Raw genomic sequence first — 20,826 nt, 5'->3', positions numbered from 1 at the left:
GTGTCGCTGAACTACCTGCTTTGGGCGCTTTTCGGCCCCGCAGCTTGGTTTGTCTGGCTGACACTGCTCACCGCGATCTTTCTGCTTGGCGGCGCGTTGCGGTCTGCGCGCATCACGGTCACGCTTCTGGCACTCTGGACCATCCTGTTCGCCATTCTGCCGACGGGGAACTGGCTGATGAGCCGGCTGGAAACCGCGTATCCGCGTCCAGCCGTTCTTCCCGACCGGATCGACGCCGTGGCGGTGCTCGCCGGCGCGGAAAAGCTGCGCGCCTCGGCGCTGACGGGCTCGCTGGAAGTCGGCTCGCACGGCGAAAGAGTGAGCGAGGCGCTCGCGCTCGCGCAGTCCTATCCGCAAGCGAAGATCTGGATCGTCGGCGGTGTAACCCACGACGGCAGCAGCGATGTCGACTGGACGGCCGACTACTGGCGCCGGGCGGGTCTGCCACAGGGGCGCATCGGCAAGATCGCGGGAACACTCGACACCTGCGCCAATGCGCGCGGGATTGCAGCAGCCCTTCCCGACCAGCGCGTACTGCTCGTCACATCAGGCTTCCATATGCCGCGTGCGATGGCCTGCATGAAAGCCGTGGGCGTCGATGCAGTTGCCTACGCCGTGGACCGCCAGACAAGCGACCTTCAATTCTCGCCCGCGTTCATCGAGAATGTCGAGCGCGTAGACCTTGCACTGCACGAATATGTGGGCATCGCCTGGTATCGGCTGAGCGGCCGCCTATAGCTGCCAACGGGCGACGCCGGCGGGCAAGGCCTTGCCGCGCAACGCGCCTTTGATGTCGGCGACAAGGCCGCCGTCCTTCACAAGACCGCCGATCGCAGCAGCGTCCATCGTCAGATACTCGGCGTGCGGAACCGCGAGCACCACCGCATGGTAGCGGCGCGAGAGCGCATCGGGATCAAGCGACAGGTGATATTCGTGCACGGCTTCCGCAGGGTCCGCGAGCGGATCGTGCACCGTGACGTTGTGGCCGAGCCACTTCAGACGTTCGATGACATCGACAACCTTGGAATTGCGAAGATCGGGAACGTCTTCCTTGAAGGTGAGCCCCATCACGAGAATGTCGCCGGCCTTGCGCAGCCGATCATGAACCTGATCCGCAACATAGGCACCCATGCTGTCGTTGATCGAGCGGCCCGCGAGAATGACCCGCGGAAGCTGACCAAGCTGCTGCGCCTTGTAGCTGAGGTAATAGGGATCGACACCGATGCAGTGACCACCGACGAGGCCGGGACGGAAGGGCAGGAAGTTCCACTTGGTGCCGGCCGCATCGAGCACGTCATAAACCGAAAGATCGATCTTCTGGAAGATTTGCGTAATCTCGTTGACGAAGGCGATGTTGATGTCGCGCTGCGCGTTTTCAATGACCTTTGCCGCCTCAGCCGCCTTGATCGAGGCGGCACGGAACACGCCGCCGGTCGTGACCTTGTTGTAGAGCGCCGCCACCTTGTCGAGCACCTCGGGGCTCTCACCCGAAACCACCTTGATGATCTTGTCGACCGTGTGTTCGCGGTCGCCCGGGTTGATGCGTTCCGGCGAGTAGCCGAGGAAGAAATCCTTGCCCTGCTTGAGGCCCGACACCTTCTCGATGAGCGGGCCACAAATCTCTTCGGTGACGCCGGGATAGACTGTGCTTTCGTAGACGATTACGGGCTTTGACGTGGTGTCGATCGCCGCCGCAAGCGCGCGCGTCGCGCCCTCGACGGGGCCAAGATCGGGCTGGTTGGCGCCATCGACCGGCGTCGGGACCGTCACGATGATGAAGGCAGCATCCGCGCAGGATGACATATCGGAGGCATATTTGAGGCTGCTGGCCTTCAGCGTGTCGCCGTCGATCTCGCGTGTCGCGTCATGCCCCTGTTTCAGCGCGGCGATGCGGGCGGCGTTAATATCGACACCCGTCGTGTCGAAGTGGCGCGCCAGCGCCACTGCGAGCGGCAAACCGACATAGCCGAGGCCGACGACGACCACCTTCGTTGCAGCATCAAGGCTCATGCATTCTTTCCCACAGGTTCGGCGGCGGGCAACGCGCCCGCTGCAGCTGGTTAGTTCCGGTCCGCCAGAATCGCGACGGAGGCGACGGCTGTCGCCAATTGCCCGAAAATGGTTGCAACATCGCGAACGATGCCGAGAGTCCGCAGCGGCTGCAGGTTTTTCGGCACGATGATCGTGCTGCCCGGCGGCACGACGACGTTGGACCGCCGCCAGAAGCTGGACCGGACCGGCTGCGCGCTGCCATTCGGCAAGACGAGGAAAACACGGCCATCATCGGCTGTGGACTGCGTTCCGCCGGCTTCGGCGACATAGTCCGAAACGGACTTCCCGGGCTGAAACTGAACCGCACCCGGATTGGAGACGTCGCCGAGAGCAAGCACATAGGTCGGTTTCTTCGGGATATGCAGCGTATCGCCGCCATCGAGAATGGGGTCGAGGTCCGGGCGCTGGGCAAGCACGCGCGGATCGGCCTCGACGACCATGCGCCCGACGGCCTCCGTCTCCGACAGGGTCTTGATCAGATCGCCCGCAGCGATGATCGATTGCCCGTTCACGTTCTCCTGCGCTGCCAGCGCAAGGAGCGATGTGTTGAGCTCCCGCGCGGTACGCTGAAAGCCCACTTGCTGCTGTTCGCGAACGCTCCTGCGCGTAAAGACACCGCCGTAGGGATAGGCCTGATCGGTGAGACCGCCGGCGCGGGCCATCAACTCGGAAAGCCGCTCGCCCTTTCGGATCGTGTAAAGACCAGGGCTGTTGAACTCGCCGGTCAGCAACACCGCGCCGGCTTCGTAAGCCGAATTGTTCGCTGTCACGCGAATATCGTCGCCGGCGCTTACGAGAACGTTGGCAAGCCGTTCCTCCTGGCCCCGTACCATTTCATAGCGCGTGAACGGCCCGCTCGCCGGCGTGATATCCAGCATTGGATCGCGCACGTTTGCCATAACGCCGTCGGAAGCGGAGACGAGCGCATCGGCGGAGATGGACTCCGCCACGGGATAGGCGCCTGGCCGACGAACGGCCCCGCCAACGCTGACACTGTGCTCGATCAGGACGGGCAAGAGCTCGGGCACCTCCTCGAAAATCGGCGGGCACTCCTGGTTCCTGCGCGAGAGCTTGTCGTAATCCGCCTCAATGCCTTGGTTCCGACCGTTGCTTTCGTATCGATCGTTTCGCTGGTTTGGATCGTTCTCGTCACGCGCCGTGCGGTCTGCCCTCTCATACCCCTGCATGGGCTGGGTACGGACGACCTCCAGAGATTCATTAGACCCGCTCGCGCCGGCACCCGTGAGCGCGCGTCCGGCGCTCGCGGCAACGTCGCGCCCTTCGCGTTCCACAGTGATCGTGCCGCGCGTAATCACGTTGAAACGGGGCGACTGCGTATCCGCTACAAGACTCTCGAGCTTTTCCAGCGCGAAGCATTGCGGTTTCGGGTTTTCCTGGCCCAGAATGATCTGGCGTGTGGCGCTGGAATTCAGGAAGGCGATGTCGTCGGCGCTGAACACATAAACCCGATCATCCCCGCGAAGGGCGACCGGCCGACTTCGATCGAGCGCCGCACGAAGGTCCGCAGCCTCGTAGCTGCGCATACCCGTGAGCGGATTCCGGCGCACGATGATGGCCATCGGCATGTAGGTCCCAAGCTGCAAATCCTCGGGCCGCCCGATCAAATCTCCAAGCGTCGGAACGGCGGCAAGTGCGCGCGGACCGGGATTGCGCACATGGCCTGCCAGCACGACCCGGTCGAACGCCGCACCGGCGCTCCCCGACTGCACCTGCACGCCGTCACCCGACCAGATCGCGGCGGCCGTTCCCTGCGGACGCACGAAAACCTCGCGCCCATCCTCTCCGATGCGACTGATCGAAATCTGGTATCCACGGGGGTAAAGTGCGCCGCCAGCATAAGCGAGGACATCGCTGACGCTCGCCGACCCACGAAGCTCGTAAATCCCCGGCCGCGCAACGGAACCCGTAACGGCAACCGTGTTGCCGACCACCGGCACCACGATGCGGTCGCCGTCCTGCACGCGGATGCGCGATGCAGTGCCGATCCCAAGAAGGCCATAGAGATCGACGCTGCGTGTCACGCCGCCCCGGACGAGACGGATGTTGCGAAGGCTGCCTGCCTTGCGGATGCCGCCCGCGAGCGCGATCGCGTTCGCCACATCTGACATTGCCGTGACCTGATACTGGCCGGGTCGCTCGACCTCGCCGCCTATAAGCACGGTCGCTGATCGCACGCCCCCCAGCGACACGAACACGTCGGTGCCGAGCAAGTTCTGACGCGTCGCTTCGGAGAGCGACGTGCGCACCGAACCCAGCGTCCTGCCCGCAGCGCGGATGGGCGGCAGGCTGCCGACGATCAGCCGGCCATCGCGGGCCACGCGTGCGCTTTGACTTGCATTGGTGGCGCCCTGAAACGTGACAACCAACTCGTCGCCCGGCCCCAGCACGTAACCATCGGATACCTCGCCGGTGACAGGACCGGAGCCGCCCTCGGAAACGCGGAAAAGATCGTAGCCGAACTGCCGAAGCGACGGGTCCCCAAGCCGCTCCCGATACTGCCGCTCGACCGGCGAAGGCAGGTAGAGGGAATTCAGCTGAATCCGCGATTGCTGGCGGCGGAGTTCGCGCTCTTCGCTCGTCTGGTCCGTGTTCGACGGCAATGTGATGCGGCCGCTCTGTTCGCGCGCCTGATCGACCTGCGCGCCAGCATCCTGCGTGCCCTGCAGCCGCCCCTGCAGCTGTTCGATAACACGCGGATCAACCTGTGCCGCGGCGGGAAACGCGAGCCCGAGGAGCAGGGCCGCGGGCAAAGATCGCCGCACCGCTCCCACCGCCCAAGCATGTATTGCACTCGACGCCGCGCGCACGATTGCCATGCCCAGCCCTCTCCCGATCAAAGTGATTATCATGCCTGATAGATAGGCGAGAAATGCCCGTCAACTCGCCCCGGTCCCATATCGAGACAGACGCTAGCGCGGATCGGCTCAATCCAAAAGAAGGGTTTCGACGGCTTTCAGCGCCTCGTCATCGACGCGCTCCAAGTCCACTTCATCACGAGCCATACTATAAAGGCCCTTGTCTGCGTGATAGCGCTGAGAAGCACTGCTCGCCTGACCTTGCGAGACCGGAGATGGCGTGATGATGAAGGCGGCAGAAATAACGAGTGCCGTCAGAGCCTGAACACGCAATTTCATACCATATGCCTGCGCTTGGGGCCGAGATATAATCCCGGTCTCTCTCTATCTATCGAATTGCATTCCCCAACCGAGGCCCAACTAAAGCGCAAGTATTACGAAATCAAGTCGTTAAACAATCATTCCGGCTGGAGGTTCAGTTTTAAGGCTGAAGTGTGACTCAGCTCACACGCCCCCGGTTGTTTGCACCACGATCATGACAGGTGCGTACTGAGTTTTCCCACCTTCTCCCGAGACGCGATCCATGCAAGATGCGTCAATATGGCTGACTCTTTTTTGCCGCCGTCACCGCTGTTTCTTCGCGAGGCCGAGGTTCGCCGCGGCATCGAGCTTCTGTATTTCGGCTATTCCAGCTTGATCAAGCGCGCTGACGACAAGCTCGCCGGTACGCCCTATGGCCGCGCGCATCACCGCGCGCTGTATTTCGTGGCGCGCCAGCCGGGGCTGACTGTTTCGGGGCTGTTGCGGCTGCTTGACATCACCAAGCAATCGCTTGGGCGGGTGCTGACGGATCTTCAGGATGGCGGACTTGTTGAGCAAAAGGTCGGCGAGCGGGACCGAAGACAGCGCCGGCTTTTTCTGACTGATGCGGGCAAGGCGTTCGAGCATGAACTCTTCGATCTTCTTCGCAGGCGCATGGCAGAGGCCTACGCAGAAGCCGGGCAGCAAGCGGTGGGCGGCTTCTGGGCGGTTCTACGCGGGCTACTGCCGCCTGATCTGCGCGAAGCGGTAGCCGAGCTGCAGCAGGACGATTAACGCCCTTCCGCAAGTTCCTTCGAGCGGCCTGCAGCGGCGCGGACGGCGGCGCGGACCAGTGCCGGGAGGCCGGGATCAGCATCGAGCGCCTCAAGGCCAGCTTGCGTCGTGCCACCCGGCGAAGTGACCGCGGCGCGGAGATCACGCGGGCTGCGCGGATCAGCTTCGGCAAGAGCGGCTGCGCCCACGACTGTTGCGCGGGCGAGCTTCTCGGCGAGTTCAGAAGGGAGACCCGCGGCCTCGCCGGCGGCGGCAAGGGCTTCGATGAAACGGAAGACGTAGGCCGGGCCGGAGCCGGAGACGGCAGTGACCGCGTCGAACTGGTTTTCCGCTTCAAGCCAGACGACCGCGCCGGTGCGTTCGAAGAGTGCGTCGACCGCGACGCGCGCTTCGTCGGAAAGCCCATTGGCGTAAAGCGCAGTCACCCCTTTGCCGACGGATGCCGGCGTGTTGGGCATGGCGCGGACGGGCACGGCTTCGCCCGTGAAAGCGGCAAGATCGGCGAGCATCGTGCCGGCCATGATGGAGACGACGACCGTTTCGGGCCCGACAAGCGCCGGAAGCCCCGCAAGTGCGGCCGGCGCGATCTGCGGCTTCACGGCCAGCACCACCATATCGGGGCGCGGCAGCACCCCCACAGGCAAGGCGGAAAGATGCTCGACACCCTCCGGCAACTGCGGCGAACCCGGATCAACGACCACGATCGTTTCGGCAGCACCGATCCAACGCGCCAGCAGCGCGCTCCCCATGTTGCCGCAGCCGATCAACCACAGCGTTCGAATTTTGTTCTCGTTCTGCATAGTCGATGCGCTCCATAACCGGGCCGGACCACGACCGCAATCGCGACTTTCGGAACCAACGGGGCAGCGCGTTGTTATGGGGGGACCGAGCATAAGGAGATCGCTATGCAATCCAGGGTTTTTCGAATCGCCACCGCGGCTGCGGCACTGACGGCTTTCAGCGGACTAGCCGCCTGCAACAGCCCGACAGAGGAGAAGGCGGAAGACCGCGCCGACGCCATCGAAGATCAGGCCGACACGATGCGCGACAGCGCGGATGCACAGGCCGATCAGATGGAAGACACCGCCGATACCATGGACCCGACGCTGGACGGGGTCGATTCGACTACCGAACAGTCGATGGAGAATCAGGCTGAAGCCGTGCGCGAGCAGGGTGAAGCCAAGGCCGATGCCATGGAAGACAACGCCGATACCGTTCGCGACGCTGCCGATCAATAAACTGCGGTCTCACCTCAAGAAAAAGCCTGGTGCGCATTGACGCACTGGGCCTTTTTTTGTTCAGGCCGCCTGCCGAAGCGCCTCGCCCGGCCATTTCGCCCATAGTGCGGCGGCGCGCGCCGCAACCTTCTTCGCCGCGTCTTCCTTGACCGGCCCATAGCCGCGCACATCGAGCGGCAGCGATGCGATCGACGTGGCGAGCGCGACGTTGTCTGCGCGGAGACCGGCGATCAGGCGATCGAGATCGGCCTCGAACGCGGGAATCGCCGCGCGCTCGCCCCTGCGTTCCTGCGAATAGCCGAAGATGTCGAACGGCGTTCCACGCAGGCCCTTGAGCTTCGCCAGCACCTTGAACATCGGTATGATCCACGCGCCGAATTCATACTTCTTCGGCCGCCCAGTACGCGGATCCGGCCGCGCGAACAGCGGCGGGGAAAGCTGCACCTTCATCTTGTAGTCGCCGCCGAACTGCTGCCCGATCGCCGCGGCGAAACGGCCATCGGTATAAAGACGGCCGACCTCGTACTCATCCTTGTAAGCCATCAGCTTGTAGAGCGACCGGGCCGCGGCCTGGGTCAGGCACTCCGAGCCCGGGTTCGCAGCCTGTTCGGCGGCGCGCACGGCGGCGATCCGGGCAGCATAGCGATCAGCGTAGGCCGCATTCTGGTAGGCGGTGAGGTCTTTCACGCGGCGGGCGATCAGATCGTCCAGCGTTTCGGAAAGCGGCTCGGGCGCCGGGCCCTTCGCGTCCTCGACCATCGCCATCACCTTATCCGGCCGGTGCGCGAGCAACCGCCCGAGCGCAAAAGCACGCTTGTTGAAGGGTACGGCAACGGCATTGAGATCAATGGCGGCATCAATGCTGGCGAGTGCGAGCGGAACAAGCCCCTGCTGCCACGCATAGCCGAGCATCAGCATGTTGGTGCCGATGGCGTCGCCGAGCAGCGCGGTGGCGATTTCGTCCGCCTTCACGAAGGTGGTGGCGTTCGGGTTCGCGGCCTTGCGGATCGCGCGCTCGATGGCGGCGTGCTGGAAATCGAGATCGCGGTCGCGCACGAAGTCGCTGACCGGCGAGATGTTCGCGTTCGCGACCACCGCCGTGCGGTTCGGCAGCATCAGGTTCTGCGCAGCCTTGTCCGCAGCCACAACGGCATCGAAGGCGAGCACGAGGTCCGCCGAACCCGCGATGATGCGCGGGCTGAGGAGCTGGTCGTTTCGATCGGCGAGGCGGACGTGGCTGTAGACCGCCCCGCCCTTCTGCGCGAGGCCGGCCATGTCCGCGGTGGTCGATGCCTTGCCTTCCAAGTGCGCGGCCATTCCGAGCAGCGCTGAGATGGTGAGCACGCCGGTGCCCCCGATGCCCGTGACGAAGATGTTGTAGCCATGGCCAGGCGCGTTCAGCACCGGCTGCGGCACGTCCGACAGGTCGACATCTGCCGATTTCGCCTTTTTGATCTGCGCGCCTTCAACGGTGACGAAGCTGGGGCAGAAGCCCTTGAGGCAGGAGAAATCCTTGTTGCAGCTCGACTGATTGATGCGGCGCTTGCGGCCGAATTCGGTATCGACGGGCTCCACCGACACGCAGTTCGACTGTACCGAGCAATCGCCGCAACCTTCGCAGACGGCGGTGTTGATAAACACGCGGCGATCGGGATCGGGGAACTTGCCCTTCTTGCGGCGACGGCGCTTTTCCGCAGCGCAAGTCTGGTCGTAGATTATGACCGTGGGGCCCTTGGTCTCGCGGAACTCGTTCTGGATCGCGGGCAGATAGTCACGATCCTTTACCGGCACGCCGGAGACGGTCTCGCCCTCGTAGCGCGACATGTCCTCCGTAAGGACGACGACCTTCTTCGCGCCTTCGGCAAGCATCTGCGCGGCGATCTGGCCGACCGAGATATCGCCATCGTGCTGCTGGCCGCCGGTCATGGCAACGGCGTCGTTGTAGAGGATCTTGTAGGTGATATTGACTCCCGCCGCGATCGACTGGCGCACGGCGAGGCTGCCGGAATGGAAATAGGTGCCGTCGCCGAGGTTCGCGAAGATGTGCGGTTCGTCCACGAACGGCGCCTCGCCGATCCACGGCACGCCCTCCCCGCCCATCTGCGTGAAGTTGCCCGTTTCGCGGTCCATCCACATCGACATGATGTGACAGCCAATGCCGGCCATCGCGCGGCTGCCTTCCGGCACCTTCGTCGACGTGTTGTGCGGGCAGCCCGAGCAGAAATAGGGCGCGCGCTTGATCGGCGGCGCATAGCTCTCCGACGTTCTCGCGCGCTCTTCGAAGAAGGCGAGGCTGGCGCGGATGCGGTCCGTATCGTGATATTTCTGGATGCGGCTGGCGATCACGTGCGCGATCATGCCGGGGGTCAGCTCGTTATCGGGGCTGAGCAGCCATTCGCCGCTCTCGTCCTGCTTGCCGACGATGCGCGGGCGCACGTCCTCGCGCCAGTTGTAGAGCTGCCAGCGGACCTGATGCTCGATGAATTCGCGCTTTTCCTCGATGATGAGGATTTCCTCAAGGCCCTCACAGAACTGGCGGATGCCGTCCGGCTCCAGCGGCCAGGGCATACCGACCTTGTAGATGCGAAGGCCGATGTCACGCGCGACCGAAGCGTCGATGCCGAGCGCGTCGAGCGCCTCCATCGTATCGGCATAGGCTTTGCCGGTGGTGATGATGCCGAAACGGGGCCGCGGCGTATCCCACACCGTGCGATCGATGCCGTTCGCCTTGGCGAAGGCCATTGCGGCGAAGCCCTTGTAGCGCTGCAGGCGCGTGTCTTCCTCGCGCCAGATATCGCCCTCGCGGATGCCAAGCCCGCCTTCGGGCATTTCGAAGTCGCCGGGCACGATGATGCGGCGGTGTTCCTTCGCGAGGTCGATCGTCGCTGAGGTTTCGACGGTGTCGGCGGTCGCCTTGAAGCCGACCCACGTGCTGGCGAAGCGCGACATGGCGATGCCGAGCAGACCGTATTCGACATATTCGTCGACGCTCGCCGGGTAGAGGAATGGCACGAAGGCGGCGAGGAAGTTGTGGTCCGACTGGTGCGGAAGCGTGGAGGACTTGGCGCCATGATCGTCGCCGACGATGGCGAGGACGCCGCCGTGCTGCGAGGTGCCGGCCGCGTTCGCGTGCTTAAGAACGTCCATGGCGCGGTCGAGTCCGGGACCCTTGCCATACCAGATGCCGAACACGCCATCGAACTTGCGGTGCGGATTGAGCCCGACGTGCTGCGTGCCCCAGACGGCGGTGGCACCAAGCTCCTCATTGACGCCGGGGACGAAGCGGACGTCCTGTGCTTCGAGAAGCTTTTTCGCGCGCCACAGTTCCTGATCGTAGGTACCGAGCGGGGAGCCGCGATAGCCGGAGATGAAGCCAGCCGTGTTGACGCCGGCAGCGCGATCGCGCGCCTTCTGGATGAGGGGAAGACGGACCAGCGACTGCACGCCGCTCATGAACACCCGCCCGTCTTCGAGCAGATACTTGTCGCTGAGCGTGATGGCGGGCTTGGTGGCCATGTGTCGATTCTCCCTCAATAGGTCAGTTATACTGCCTTATCTTTTTTCACGCAAGATTATTACAACGTTTCGGTGTCACATTTTTGGCCGATATAGGCGCCAAACTCCACATTTTGAGCAGACTTTGCCTACAATCTTTTATCGATTGGCAGAATTATTCTTCGAACCTTTCCAAACGCCGAAAGAAAGACAGAATCTAGCGACTTTGCATGTTCACCGCGCCGGCAGGCATCCTCACCTCAAGCTCCGACAGGTCTTCGGTTGTGTACAGTTGGCAGGCGAGCCGGGAGTTGCGCGTGACGCCGTAGGCGAAATCCAGCATGTCCTCCTCCTCCACGCTCGGACGCGGCAGCAGCGCGGCGTGCCGCTCCGCGACGATGACGTGGCAGGTCGAGCAGGCCATGTGGCCTTCGCAGACACCTTCCAGCGGCTGATCGTGAAGCTGCGCGATTTCCAGCACACGCTCGCCCGGCTTCGCCTCCACCTCGACGATGCGGGCCCCGTCGGCCGATATGAAGCGCACCAGCGTCATGCCGCCGTCCTTCGCTGCATCAACACGGCATCGCCGATCATCTCGGCAGCGGCACGCACCTCCTCGTCCGTGCTGAAACGACCCCAGCCGATGCGAAGACTGGCCTTTGCCTGCTTACGGCTGAGCCCCAGCGCTTCAAGAACATGGCTGTGGCGCCCCTTCGCGCTGGCGCACGCAGCGCCCGAGGAGATGGAAAGGCGGCGGAGGTCCGCAATCAGGCGGTCGCCGTCCAGCCCTTCGAAGCGCAGGTTGATGTTGCCGTGCCAGCGGTGCGCAGTGCTGCCGTTTATGGCGTGCGGCACGTGCAGCGCGGCGAGGAAGGCATCCCACAGCGCTTCGGCGTGGGCGGTATCCTCGCCCATGCGCGCGGCGGCGATCTCGGCGGCCTTGCCGAAACCCACCGCGAGCGGCGCGGCAAGCGTGCCGGAGCGAAGGCCACCACCTTCCTGACCGCCGCCGTGCATCTGCGGTTCGAGATCGAGGCCGGAACGGAGAACGAGCGCGCCGATACCTTTGGGGCCGGAGACCTTGTGCGCCGACAGGCTCATGAGGTCGATGCCGAGCGCGGGCATATCAAGCGGGATCTTGCCGAAGCCCTGCGCGGCGTCGCAGTGGAACAAGGCTCCGGCGGCATGCGCGGCGGCGGCGATCTCGGCAATCGGCTGGATGACACCGATCTCGTTGTTGACCGCCATCACGGAGACGAGTGCGACGTCGGGGCCGAGCGCGGCTTCAAGGGCTCCGAAATCGATGAGGCCGTCCGGACCCACGCCGAGCACGGTGAGATCGAAGCCACGCGTTTCGAGGTAGCGCGCGGATTCGAGGACGCAGCTGTGCTCGGTGGCGACGGTGACGAGGCGGCGACGCCCGGCCCGGGCCATGACGCCCTTCAACGCAAGATTGTTCGCTTCGGTCGCACCGCTTGTAAAAACAACGGATTCTGGCTGGATGTTGAGAAGACGTGAGATGTGGGCACGGGCGACATCGACAGCGGCCTCGGCCTCCCAACCGTATCGATGATTGCTGTGCGGGTTGCCGAACTTACCAGTCCAGAACGGCTCCATCGCCGCAACGACGGCGGGATCGGCGGGCGTCGTTGCTTGATAATCGAGGTAGATGTTCATGCCGCCTGCCTTGCCGCCGCGAGCGTTTCCCATGCGGCGCAGAAGGCGTCGATCTCGGCCTCAGTCGTTGTCCAGCCTAGGCTGACGCGGATCACGTCGGCAGACCCGATCCCCATCGCGGCAAGCACGTGGCTGGCGCCCACCTTGCCCGAGGAGCATGCCGAGCCGCTGGAAACGGCGATGCCCGCCATGTCGAAACGGATGAGCTGCGTGGCGGCGGGAACGCCCGCCATGCGGACCATGCTCGTGGTCGGCAGGCGGGGCGCGGACGCGGCGACGACTTCCGCACCGAGCGCGGTGAGGCGGGTCTCCATGCGATCGCGCAGAGCGCCAACCCGGGCAGGCCAGTCGGTGTCCGCGCGGCGCGCTTCGAGCGCGGCGGCGAAACCGGCGATGCCGACAAGATTCTCGGTGCCGCCGCGAAGTCCCCGCTCCTGCCCGCCACCTTTCTGGATCGCGGCAAAATCGTCGGCGCAGCGCACGATGAGCGCGCCCACACCGGGCGGACCGCCGAGCTTGTGCGCGGAGAGGGCGACAAAATCGGCGGGCGGGAGCGGAAGTTTTCCGGCGGTCTGCACGGCGTCGCACACAACGCGGGCACCGGCCGCGTGCGCGGTTTCGACGATCTGCGCGAGCGGCTGGATGACACCGGTTTCGTTGTTGGCGTGGCTGACGGCGAGAAGATCACCGGCCTGCAGCGTCGGAAGCTGCGCGAGGCCGTTCGCATCGACGGGGACGATAACGGCATCCGGCGCGGCGGCGAGGACAGCGGTGTGTTCGGTCGCAAGGACGAGGCGACGGTTTGCCTTGGCACCGTTCAGCGCGAGCGCGAGCGCCTCGGTGCCGCCGCTGGTAAACACGATCTGCTGCGGAAAGGCACCGAGCGCTGCGGCGATGCGTTCGCGGCAGTCCTCCAGAAGCGCCTTCGCGCGGCGTCCCTCGGCGTGAACGGACGACGGATTCGCCCACGCGCGCGCGGCTTCCGCCATTGCCTCAACGGCGGGAACAGCCATCGGGGCGGTCGCATTCCAGTCGAGATAGATTCGTGCCTTCAATTCACTGCCTTGCTGAACGCGACTCATTCATTGAGTCCGGAAGGGTCTTTCCTATATAGGCACGAGCTTTCCCGCGCACAGTATCAGGACCACCGATGCCCGAAGTGATTTTCCCCGGACCGGAAGGCCGGCTCGAGGGACGCTATCAGCCCGGCAACAAGCCGCGCTCGCCCGTCGCCATTCTGCTCCACCCGCACCCGCAGGGCGGCGGCACGATGAACAACGCCATCGTGCAGGCGATGTACCAGTCGTTCGTGCGGCGCGGCTTCGCGACGCTGCGCTTCAACTTCCGCGGCGTCGGCCGCAGCCAGGGGACATTTGACCAGGGCGTTGGCGAGCTGTCGGACGCGGCAAGCGCGCTCGACTGGCTGCAGCAGTTCAACCCCGAAGCGCCCGTTACCTGGGTGGGCGGGTTCAGCTTCGGCGCGTGGATCGGGATGCAGCTGCTGATGCGCCGCCCGGAGATCAAGGGTTTTATCTCGGTGGCGCCGCCCGCGAACATGTATGACTTCGGCTTCCTCGCGCCATGCCCGTCGTCGGGCCTGATCGTGCAGGGCCTCGCCGACGAGGTCGTCGCGCACGGCGCGGTTCAGAAGCTCGTCGACAAGTTGAAGACGCAGAAGCACATCACGATCACTTACGAGACCGTTCCCGGCGCGAACCACTTTTTCGCGAACGAGATGACGGACCTGATGAGCGTGATCGACACGTACCTCGACATGCGGCTCGCGACCGACCGTTAAGGTCGGCCGCAAGCTGCAAAGCCTCAGCCGACCTTGCGGATCCAGCCGCGCTCGTCGTTCGACTCGCCGCGTTGGATGCCGACGAGTGCGCTGCGCAGCTTCTGCGTGACGGGGCCGGTCGTCGTGCCATCGCCGATGGTGAATTCGCCGCCGCGATAGCGCACCGTGCCGATGGCAGCGACGACAGCTGCGGTTCCGCACGCGAATACCTCGCGCAGACGGCCGCTTTCCGCATCGGCCTTCCACTCATCGAAGCTGTACGGCTTTTCTTCCACCTTCATGCCGTCGGCGCGCGCCAGCTCGATGAGCGAGGCGCGCGTGATGCCGGGGAGGATCGTGCCGAGCGGCGGTGTGATGATGCTGCCGTCGTCCATCACGAAGAAGACGTTCATTCCGCCGAGTTCCTCGACCCAGCGGCGTTCGGCCGCATCAAGGAACACGACCTGATCGCAGCCCTCGCGGATCGCCTCCGCCTGCGCGATGAGGCTGCCCGCGTAGTTGCCACCACACTTCGCCGCGCCGGTGCCGCCAGGGGCCGCGCGCGTGTAGTTGTCGGACACCCAGATCGTGACCGGCTTGCCGCCGCCCTTGAAATAAGGGCCGACCGGGCTCGCGATAACGCAGAAGATGTAGTGCGCGGCGGGCCTGACGCCGAGAAACACCTCATCCGAGAACATGAACGGGCGGAGGTAAAGGCTCCCTTCGCCGCTCGGAATCCAGTCGCGGTCGAGGGCGACGAGCTTTTCGACCGCCTCGACAAACAGCTCTTCGGGAATCCGCGGCATCGCCATGCGGTCCGCCGACTCGTTGAAGCGGCGCGCGTTCTCTTCGGGGCGGAACATCGTGATCTCGCCGCCGCGCCCGCGATAAGCCTTCATACCTTCGAAGATTTCCTGGGCGTAGTGCAGCACTGCGGCCGCCGGATCGAGCGAGAACGGCGCGCGCGGGCGCACCTCGGCGTTGTGCCAGCCTTTCCCTTCGGTCCATTCGATCGTCACCATGTGATCGGTGAAGAGCTTTCCGAATCCGGGGTCTTCAATCAGTTTCGCACGCTCCGCAGCGGGGACCGGCGTCGCGGGGGTGACGCGGAATTCTAGACCGGATGTCATCATTCTCTCCTTAAAACTCGTTCGGGCCGCGGTCCCAGCGACGACTCGCGCGCTTTGTTAGAAAATTGCGCAGGCCTTTGGCAAGCCACCCGCCATACAGGAATGTCAGGGCCGGAAGATGACACCGCCCACGGTGGGCAACGGCACGCCCGTCGTGCCGGGGAAACTGATCGGCAGATCGCGGAGACGCCGCACCGCCATATAGGCGAAGCCTTCCGCCTCCATCGCATCACCGCGCCAGCCGACGGCTTCGACCGGATCGGCCGGGAGTCCGGTCCGCTCCGCGAGCATCCGCATCAGCGTGGCGTTGTGCCGGCCGCCGCCGGTGACAAGTAACCGCGTCGGAGGCACAGGCAGATGCGCGAGCGCGAGCCTGACGGTTTCAGCGGTGAAGGCCGTCAGCGTCGCCGCGCCATCCTCGACCGACAGGCCGCTGACGGCGTTCAGCGAGAAATCGTGGCGATCGAGCGACTTGGGCGGCGGGACGGCGAACCAGTCGAGGTTCGACATGCGCGCCAGCACCTCCTCGTGGGCAACGCCCGACGCCGCGATGGCACCGCCCGCATCATGGCTGAGCCCCCGCGCGGCGAGCACCCAGTCATCGATAAGGGCATTGGCTGGGCCGGTATCGAACGCGATCATCTGATCGTCGGCGCCGAGGAAGGTGATATTGCCGACGCCGCCGAGATTGAGCACCGCGACCGGCCCTCCAAGCCCGGAGGCGAGCGCGCGGTGATAAACGGGGAGCAGCGGCGCGCCCTGCCCGCCTGCTGCTACATCGGCCGAGCGCAGGTCCGCGACCACCTGAATCCCAAGCGCACGCGCGAGGCCGGAACCGTCGCCGATCTGCCAGGTCCAGCCGCGCTCGGGGCGGTGCGCGATGGTCTGGCCGTGGAAGCCGACGATGTCGGCGGAGGCGTCCTCCAGCAGCGAGCGCACCGCATCGGCATGAAGCGCGGTGATCTCCGCCGCTGCGGCACTGATCACCGGGTCCTCGCCGGGCGCTTCCATCGCGAGCGCGCGTTCGATCGACGCCCGGAGCTTTTCGCGGGTTTGCTCGGCATAAGGCACGCTGTGGAAACCGAGCGGGCGGACGTGCGCTTCGCCATCGGTTTCGATGAGCGCGGCGTCGATCCCGTCCATCGAGGTGCCTGACATCAGGCCGACGGCGCGATAAAGCCCGCTACTCATACGCTTTCCCCCATGCTATCGCCCGCCCGCTATGACAGAATTCAAGTCCGACCTCCTACGCCTGCTCGACGCACGCGGCTATATCCATCAGCAGACCGACGCAGCCGCGCTCGACGCGCTGGCGCAGAAGCAGGTCGTGCCCGGCTATATCGGCTTCGATCCGACGGCGCCCTCGCTGCATGTCGGCAGCCTCGTGCAGATCATGCTGCTGCGGCGGCTCCAGCAAACAGGCCACAAGCCGATCGTGCTGATGGGCGGCGGGACGGGCAAGATCGGCGACCCGAGCTTCAAGGATGAAGCGCGGCGGCTGATGACGACCGAGACGATCGCGAGCAACGTCGCTTCGATCAAGCGCATATTCGAACGCTTCCTCGTTTTCGGCGACGGGCCGACCGACGCAATCATGGTCGACAATGCCGAGTGGCTCGACCGCCTCGAATACATTCCGTTCCTGCGCGACATCGGCCAGCATTTTTCGGTGAACCGGATGCTGAGCTTCGATTCGGTGAAGCTACGGCTCGAGCGCGAGCAGTCGCTGTCGTTTCTCGAGTTCAACTACATGATTCTGCAGGCTTACGACTTCCTCGAACTCTCGCGCCGCGCTGGCTGCCGCCTGCAGATGGGCGGATCGGACCAGTGGGGCAACATCGTGAACGGCGTCGAACTCGCCCGCCGCGTGGACGGAACTGAGGTCTTCGGCGTGACGACGCCCCTGATTACCACGTCCGACGGCGGCAAGATGGGCAAGACGATGGCGGGCGCCGTGTGGCTGAATGAGGAGTCGCTTCCCGCCTACGACTACTGGCAGTTCTGGCGGAACACGCATGATGCCGACGTGGGGCGCTTCCTGAGGCTGTTCACCGACATGCCCCTCGATGAGATCGCAAGGCTGGAAGCGTTGGAAGGCGCGGAGATCAACGCCGCCAAGGAAGCGCTTGCGAATGCCGCGACAACGATGTGCCGGGGTGAAGATGCAGCCACGGGGGCAGCCGAAACCGCGCGCGCGACATTTGCGGAGGGCGGCGCCGGCGAGGATTTGCCGCACATCGCCGCGACCGGCTCCATCCCGCTTGTCGACGCGCTGGTCGACCTCGGCCTCTCCGCCTCCAAGGGCGAAGCGCGGCGCCTGATTACGCAGGGCGGCGCGCGCGTGAACGGCGAAGCGGTGACGGATGCCGCGGCGATGGTTTCAGGCGCCGGCGCGGTGCGCGTGTCGGCGGGGAAGAAGCGGCACGGCGTGGTGAACTTCGGGTAAGATCGCCGTTCAGTGCGGCTGGGGCGGCACTGTGCTGAACTGAGGCACATCGTCGACGATGTCGTAGTAGTCGCCCTTTTCGGCGGTGTGAACGTGCACGGCGAGGCGCGCGTTCGTCGGCGTATCGAAGGCGCCCATTGCGATGCCGGTCCAATCGCGGCCGATCGGATCCCAGAAGAGCGATGAGCCGCAAACCCCGCAGAAGCCCCGACGCACCTTTTCGGAGGATTGGAACCAGCGGACGTATTCCTGTCCCTGGATAGTAAGCGCGGACCTCAGCACATCGGTCGATACAAAATAATGGCCTGATTGTTTCCGGCATTGGATGCAATGACACCCATCCGGCCCGGGCAGATCACCCTCCACCGTGAAGCTCACCGCTCCACACAGGCAAGACCCCGTGCGCACCTTCGGAAGCCTCCGATCTACCGCTGCCGCTGTGCCCTCGGGCGCCAGTTGTGGACGTCCTCGTCTATTTTTGCGCGCGCTTCGGGACTGAGAGAGATGCCGAGCGTCTTGACCCGCATACGGCCGGACGCTTCGGCGCTGCGATCTCCGCCGGTCGTGGCGGCAAGTGCCCAGAAATAGGCGTTGCCGATGTCGCGGCTGACACCGCGCCCGCGCGCGAAGGCATCCGAGAGCGCGATCTGCGCCGGACCGTAGCCGCGATTGGCGGCGCGGTGGAACCATCCTGCCGCAACGGCCGGGCTCGCCCGAACGCCGTGCCCCTTGGCGTACATGACGCCAAGCATCGTTTCCGCAATCGCTGAGCCGTGCTCTGCGAGGCGCTGGAAATTGCGCTGCGCCTTGCGGTAGTCGCCCGTTTGATAGGCCAACATCGCGCTTTCAAGCCGCGCCGACGCCCAATCGCTCGCCCCGGCGAAGGACGGCACGGCGAGTGCGAGCAGCAGTGCGATTGCAAGCGGTGTCTTCATCGTTTCGCGGCTGTCGCAAACGGCTAGCCGGAACGCAAGAGGCCGACAGCGGCGTCGCGCCCGAAGAGGTAGAGAAGAATGCGTGCCGCCTCGCCACGCGGCCCCGAAAGTCCGCCTTCGTGCTCGACGAGAAGGCGGGCATCGTCGCGCGCGGCCTCGACGAGTGCGCCGACCTGTTCGGGTGTCGCGATGCGGAATTCGGGGTCGCCCGACTGGCGAACACCGAGGAGCTCGCCGCCGCCGCGCAGCTTCAGGTCTTCCTCGGCGATTTCGAAGCCGTCGTTCGAGCGGCGGATGAGCGCGAGGCGGCTGCGCGCGGTTTCCGAGATATTAGGCGCCCGGACAAGGAGGCACACGGAGCGCGCGGCGCCACGCCCGACGCGGCCGCGGAGCTGGTGGAGCTGGGCAAGGCCGAACCGTTCAGCCTGCTCAATGACCATCAGACTCGCTTCGGGCACATCGACGCCGACCTCGACGACGGTAGTCGCGACAAGAAGCTGGATGCGACCGGCCTGGAAATCCGCCATCACCGCGTCCTTGTCGGGGCCTTTCATGCGACCGTGGACGAGGCCCACGACAGGGCCGAAGCGTTCCTTCAGCATGGCATGGCGTGCGTCGGCGGCGGCGAGTTCGGCGCCGGTTTCGCTTTCCTCGACAAGCGGGCAGACCCAGTAGGCGCGGCCGCCATCGGCGAGCAGGCGGCCCACGCCTTCGACGACTTCCTCCAGCCGTTCCTGACTGATGACGCGGGTTTCGACGGGGGTGCGGCCGGGGGGCATTTCGTCGAGCTTCGAGATATCCATCTCGCCGTACTGCGTCAGCGTAAGCGTGCGGGGGATCGGCGTTGCGGTCATCACGAGCATGTGCGCCGTCTTTTCGGCCTTGTCCGCCAGCATCAGGCGCTGGGCGACACCGAAGCGGTGCTGCTCGTCCACCACGACGAGGCCGAGGTTGCGGTAGTCGACCGCCTCCTGAAAGATCGCGTGGGTGCCGACGAGGATGTGAATGTCGCCCGCAGCGAGGTCGGCGAGGATCGCCTTGCGCTGAGCGCCTTTTTCGCGGCCGGTGAGGATTTCGGCGCGGACGCCGATACCGCCGAGCATCGCGGCGATGTTCGCCATGTGCTGGCGGGCGAGGATTTCGGTCGGGGCGAGCATCGCCGCCTGCCCGCCCGCCTCGACAGCGCCAAGCATGGCGGCGAGCGCGACCAGCGTCTTGCCCGAGCCGACGTCGCCCTGCAGCAGCCGCAGCATCGGCGCGGCCTGCGCGAGATCGCCGGTGATCTCGGCAATCGCGCGCTGCTGGGCGCCGGTGGGGCGATACGGCAGCGCGCGGAGCATGGCTTCGATGAGGCTGCCGTCTCCCCGGAGCGGCAGCGCGCCGCGTCTGCGCGACGCCTGCCGCATCAGCAGCAGCGCAAGCTGGTTTGCGAGAAGTTCGTCATAGGCAAGCCGGTCGCGCACGGCGCGGTCGTTGGCGTGGGCCGCGGCAAGCGCTTCGTGCCAGCGCGGCCAGCCGCGCTGCCGGACGAGCGAGGCGCCTGCCCACTCGGGAAGCTCCGGCAGACGCTCCAGCGCGTGCTCGACAAGCGTGCGGAGGCGGCGGTTGGTGAGGCCTTCGGTGAGACCGTAGACGGCCTCACGCTCGGGTATGTCCCCCGCCTTTTCAGGCACCACGACATGATCCGGGTGGACGATCTGGAGGTTCTGTCCGAAGCGGTCGAGGCGGCCGCTGACCATACGGCGTTCGCCGATGGGGAGCAGCTGCCTTGCATAGCCGCCGCGATCGGTGAAGAACACGATATCGAGCGGGTTGCCGTCCCCGTCGAGCACGCGGACGCGCAGCGGCGACTTCGGCCCCCGCGTCTCGTGACCCACGACATCGACCGCGAGCGTGACGACCTTCCCTTCAAGGCCGCCGTGCACGGCATCGACGCGCAGGCGCTCGATCTCGCCGGTCGGCAGATGAAAGAGCAGGTCGATGACGCGCGCAATATCCAGCCGCTCGAGCTGACGCTGGAGCGCCGGGCCAACGCCTTTCAGCGCCGCGATTTCCGCGAACAGGGGGTTGAGGATATCGGGCCGCATGGTATCTCGCTTCGCGAACTGACTAACCCCATGCAGCGGGAGGCGCAAATGCGCTTTCCGTCTCATTGCTATTGGCGA

The 20,826-nt window shown here is 65.1% G+C and carries 18 protein-coding genes; 5 read left to right on the top strand and 13 right to left on the bottom strand.

Translation table 11 applies throughout. The features are described 5' to 3' along the window. Positions 1 to 738, top strand: a complete 738-nt coding sequence (locus H2052_RS03400; RefSeq protein ID WP_293778098.1) for a YdcF family protein — start codon at positions 1 to 3, stop codon at positions 736 to 738. Here the strand turns inward: H2052_RS03400 and H2052_RS03395 are convergent. The 3 genes from H2052_RS03395 to H2052_RS03385 all read right to left on the bottom strand — a co-directional run bounded on the left by H2052_RS03395 (position 733) and on the right by H2052_RS03385 (position 5,207). Beyond that, positions 733 to 2,010: a nucleotide sugar dehydrogenase gene (locus tag H2052_RS03395; RefSeq protein ID WP_293778095.1), complete on the bottom strand. Its 1,278-nt coding sequence runs from the start codon at positions 2,008 to 2,010 to the stop codon at positions 733 to 735. The genes H2052_RS03400 and H2052_RS03395 overlap by 6 nt on opposite strands. A gap of 50 nt (positions 2,011 to 2,060) precedes the next feature. Beyond that, positions 2,061 to 4,889, bottom strand: a complete 2,829-nt coding sequence (locus H2052_RS03390; protein WP_293778093.1) for an SLBB domain-containing protein — start codon at positions 4,887 to 4,889, stop codon at positions 2,061 to 2,063. Between the two features lie 108 nt (positions 4,890 to 4,997). Beyond that, entirely contained in the window at positions 4,998 to 5,207 is a 210-nt protein-coding gene (locus H2052_RS03385; RefSeq protein WP_293778090.1) for a hypothetical protein, read from the bottom strand. Between the two features lie 261 nt (positions 5,208 to 5,468). Here H2052_RS03385 and H2052_RS03380 point away from each other — a divergent pair, with 261 nt between their 5' ends. Beyond that, entirely contained in the window at positions 5,469 to 5,963 is a 495-nt protein-coding gene (locus H2052_RS03380; RefSeq protein ID WP_293778087.1) for a MarR family transcriptional regulator, read from the top strand. Here the strand turns inward: H2052_RS03380 and proC are convergent. Continuing rightward, positions 5,960 to 6,763, bottom strand: a complete 804-nt coding sequence (gene proC, locus H2052_RS03375; protein ID WP_293778084.1) for a pyrroline-5-carboxylate reductase — start codon at positions 6,761 to 6,763, stop codon at positions 5,960 to 5,962. The two genes, H2052_RS03380 and proC, sit on opposite strands and share 4 nt — an antisense overlap. A 105-nt stretch (positions 6,764 to 6,868) precedes the next feature. Here proC and H2052_RS03370 point away from each other — a divergent pair, with 105 nt between their 5' ends. Then, positions 6,869 to 7,201: a hypothetical protein gene (locus H2052_RS03370; protein ID WP_293778082.1), complete on the top strand. Its 333-nt coding sequence runs from the start codon at positions 6,869 to 6,871 to the stop codon at positions 7,199 to 7,201. 60 nt (positions 7,202 to 7,261) lie between these two features. Here the strand turns inward: H2052_RS03370 and H2052_RS03365 are convergent, their stop codons facing one another. From H2052_RS03365 to H2052_RS03350, 4 genes are all read right to left on the bottom strand, one after another. Further along, complete coding sequence (locus tag H2052_RS03365) at positions 7,262 to 10,717, bottom strand: indolepyruvate ferredoxin oxidoreductase family protein (protein ID WP_293778080.1); 3,456 nt, start codon at positions 10,715 to 10,717, stop codon at positions 7,262 to 7,264. Between the two features lie 196 nt (positions 10,718 to 10,913). After that, on the bottom strand, positions 10,914 to 11,249 hold the full coding sequence (locus H2052_RS03360) for a 2Fe-2S iron-sulfur cluster-binding protein (protein WP_293778077.1): 336 nt from the start codon (positions 11,247 to 11,249) through the stop codon (positions 10,914 to 10,916). Beyond that, positions 11,246 to 12,373: a cysteine desulfurase family protein gene (locus H2052_RS03355; protein WP_293778074.1), complete on the bottom strand. Its 1,128-nt coding sequence runs from the start codon at positions 12,371 to 12,373 to the stop codon at positions 11,246 to 11,248. Before H2052_RS03355 ends, H2052_RS03360 begins: the two co-directional genes overlap by 4 nt. Then, positions 12,370 to 13,428 (bottom strand): cysteine desulfurase family protein, encoded by a 1,059-nt coding sequence (locus H2052_RS03350; protein ID WP_293778072.1) that lies wholly within the window; start codon positions 13,426 to 13,428, stop codon positions 12,370 to 12,372. Before H2052_RS03350 ends, H2052_RS03355 begins: the two co-directional genes overlap by 4 nt. Before the next feature lie 95 nt (positions 13,429 to 13,523). On the opposite strand from H2052_RS03350, the gene H2052_RS03345 reads away from it, so the two are divergent. Further along, positions 13,524 to 14,171, top strand: a complete 648-nt coding sequence (locus H2052_RS03345; protein ID WP_293778069.1) for an alpha/beta hydrolase — start codon at positions 13,524 to 13,526, stop codon at positions 14,169 to 14,171. Positions 14,172 to 14,194: 23 nt separating this feature from the next. On the opposite strand, the gene H2052_RS03340 is transcribed toward H2052_RS03345, so the two are convergent. Next, positions 14,195 to 15,280 carry a branched-chain amino acid aminotransferase gene (locus H2052_RS03340; RefSeq protein WP_293778067.1) on the bottom strand — a complete coding sequence of 362 codons (1,086 nt, stop codon included), beginning with the start codon at positions 15,278 to 15,280 and terminating at the stop codon, positions 14,195 to 14,197. A 105-nt stretch (positions 15,281 to 15,385) separates the two neighbouring features. Next, the gene (locus H2052_RS03335; RefSeq protein ID WP_293778065.1) at positions 15,386 to 16,471 is read right to left on the bottom strand and encodes an anhydro-N-acetylmuramic acid kinase; all 1,086 of its coding nucleotides are present in this window, start codon (positions 16,469 to 16,471) and stop codon (positions 15,386 to 15,388) included. A 31-nt stretch (positions 16,472 to 16,502) separates the two neighbouring features. Here H2052_RS03335 and tyrS point away from each other — a divergent pair, with 31 nt between their 5' ends. Continuing rightward, positions 16,503 to 17,726: a tyrosine--tRNA ligase gene (gene tyrS / locus H2052_RS03330; protein ID WP_293778064.1), complete on the top strand. Its 1,224-nt coding sequence runs from the start codon at positions 16,503 to 16,505 to the stop codon at positions 17,724 to 17,726. Positions 17,727 to 17,735: 9 nt separating this feature from the next. Here tyrS and H2052_RS03325 read toward each other — a convergent pair whose 3' ends face one another. The 3 genes from H2052_RS03325 to recG are packed head-to-tail and all read right to left on the bottom strand — an operon-like array spanning position 17,736 to position 20,748. Beyond that, positions 17,736 to 18,092 carry a GFA family protein gene (locus H2052_RS03325; RefSeq protein WP_293778438.1) on the bottom strand — a complete coding sequence of 119 codons (357 nt, stop codon included), beginning with the start codon at positions 18,090 to 18,092 and terminating at the stop codon, positions 17,736 to 17,738. Positions 18,093 to 18,151: 59 nt separating this feature from the next. After that, a complete protein-coding gene (locus tag H2052_RS03320; RefSeq protein ID WP_293778062.1) occupies positions 18,152 to 18,661 on the bottom strand; it encodes a hypothetical protein in 510 nt (169 codons plus the stop codon). 23 nt (positions 18,662 to 18,684) lie between these two features. Next, complete coding sequence (gene recG / locus H2052_RS03315; RefSeq protein WP_293778060.1) at positions 18,685 to 20,748, bottom strand: ATP-dependent DNA helicase RecG; 2,064 nt, start codon at positions 20,746 to 20,748, stop codon at positions 18,685 to 18,687. Positions 20,749 to 20,826: the final 78 nt, after the last annotated feature.

Source organism: Sphingosinicella sp., from assembly GCF_013911755.1.
In the GTDB taxonomy this organism is placed as follows: Bacteria; Pseudomonadota; Alphaproteobacteria; order Sphingomonadales; family Sphingomonadaceae; genus Sphingosinicella.
Note: the sequence above shows the minus strand (reverse complement) of the source record. Positions and strands in the feature narration are given on the sequence as shown.